2 protein-coding genes are annotated in these 1,785 nt (G+C 72.1%); both read left to right on the top strand.

What is annotated here, in order from left to right:
- Positions 1–258: 258 nt before the first annotated feature.
- Positions 259–825 (top strand): NADPH-dependent FMN reductase, encoded by a 567-nt coding sequence (locus DQW06_RS24680; protein WP_013151993.1) that lies wholly within the window; start codon positions 259–261, stop codon positions 823–825.
- A 399-nt stretch (positions 826–1,224) separates the two neighbouring features.
- A partial coding sequence (locus DQW06_RS24685) for an NAD-dependent epimerase/dehydratase family protein (RefSeq protein ID WP_117199404.1) occupies positions 1,225–1,785 on the top strand: 561 nt, incomplete at its 3' end.

The following is a 1,785-nucleotide window of genomic DNA, read 5'->3' on the forward strand; positions in this document are numbered from 1 at the left end:
GCGACGGCACCCGGCCCGGCTCGTCCTTTATTGGGGAATGTGTTGTCCGATTTGACCTCAAGACCTGTTGAGGTCCTAGCGTTGACCTGTCCCCTCGGGAGTGTTCCGCGGAGGCTTTCGGATCAGCGAAACGCCCCAAGGAACACGACCCAAGAACCGACGGTGCGCCGCGCGGCTCCCTGAGCCGGTCCGCGCGTGCCCGCCTGACGTGCCCGCTCACGTGTGGGCCGAGACGGCACCAAAGAAGCAAGGACCCACATGGACAACCTTCGGATCGCGGTCATCCTCGGCGGAAACCGCCGGGGCCGCACCGGACCCGCCGTCTCCCGCTGGTTCGTGGACCGGGCCCGGAAGTACCCGGACCCCTCCGTGGCGTTCGACTTCCTCGACGTGGAGGACATCAGCCCGCAGGACGGCCACGGCGGCCCGATGGCCCCGGAGCCGGCGCACACGGTGGAGGCGGCCGACGGGTACGTCGTGCTGACCCCGGAGTACAACCACGGCTACCCGGGCGAGCTGAAGAGCGCCATCGACGCCGCGCGCCGTGAGTGGTTCGGCAAGGCGGTGGGCTTCGTCTCCTACGGCGGGATGTCCGGCGGCCTGCGGGCGATCGAGCAGCTGCGGTCGGTCTTCTCGGAGCTGCACACCGCCACGATCCGCGACACGGTCAGCCTGCACAACGCTCAGACGATGTTCGGCCCCGACGGAACCCCGGTGGTGGACATGTCGTCCGCGGAGGCCGCCGTGGAGCGGATGCTGCGCCAGCTGGCGTGGTGGGCGCTGGCCCTGCGGGAGGCCCGGGAGCGGCGCCCCTACCCCGGTTAGGGGGCTGACCTGCTGAGGGAGCCGCCGCCCCCGAGGAGGCACGCGGCCCGCGCCTCCTCGGGGGCGGCGCGGAGCCCCGCGGCGGGAAAGTGGACGGGGCGGCGCCTCTCGGCACCGCCCCGTCTTTCTACCCCACCAATCACCATCCCCTGATGATCCCCATCATCAAAGGTCTGTGGTCGGGGACGCGGCAGTCAGCCCGACAGCGCGTCGCCCACAGTAGCTCCGCGTTGACGCGGAGTTCCTGTCCCACGTTCAAACTAGAAGACCGAGGGCCCCTCGCGCAGCTCTTTCGAGGAAAAAGCCGAAGAAAAACCGGGCGGGTGTCCTCCGTCGTCCGTTTGGTGTGTCTTCACGCGCGAGGACCGCCCTCCTTCGGGTAGACCCAGGACCATGCGAGTGGCTATCACCGGGGCGACGGGACTCATCGGCAGGGCGCTGGAGGCGTCCCTGCTCGGCGACGGACACACGGTGGTGCGCATGGTGCGCCACCTGCCGCGGGGGCGGCACCACCCGGACGTGGAGGAGGCGGAGTGGCGCCCCGAGCAGGGACGGGTGGACACCGTGGCCCTGCACGAGGCCGACGCCGTGGTGCACCTGGCCGGGGCGCCGGTCGGCCCGGCCCTGTGGACGCGGCACCGGCGCACCCTCATCCGGCGCAGCCGCGTGCGCGGCACCCGCACCCTGTGCCAGGCCCTGGCGGGGATGTCCTCGCCTCCCCCCCGCCTGCTGAGCGCGTCGGGGATGCACTTCTACGGCGACACCGGCGGGCGGGCGGCCACCGAGGACTCCCCGCCGGGCACCGGCTTCCTGGCCGGGGTCTGCCGGGACTGGGAGGAGGCCACCGCCCCGGCCGAGGAGGCGGGCCTGTCGGTGGCGCACATGCGCACCTCGGTGGTGCTCGACCGCTCGGGCGGCATGCTGGGCACGCTGCTGCCGCTGTACCGGGCGGGGCTGGGC

This window comes from Nocardiopsis sp. TNDT3, from assembly GCF_003427465.1.
Classification (GTDB): domain Bacteria; phylum Actinomycetota; class Actinomycetes; order Streptosporangiales; family Streptosporangiaceae; genus Nocardiopsis; species Nocardiopsis dassonvillei.

Coding starts and splice junctions, on each gene's coding strand:
- DQW06_RS24680 (WP_013151993.1), top strand. CDS start 259: ATGGACAACCTTCGGATCGCGGTCATCCTCGGCGGAAACCGCCGGGGC.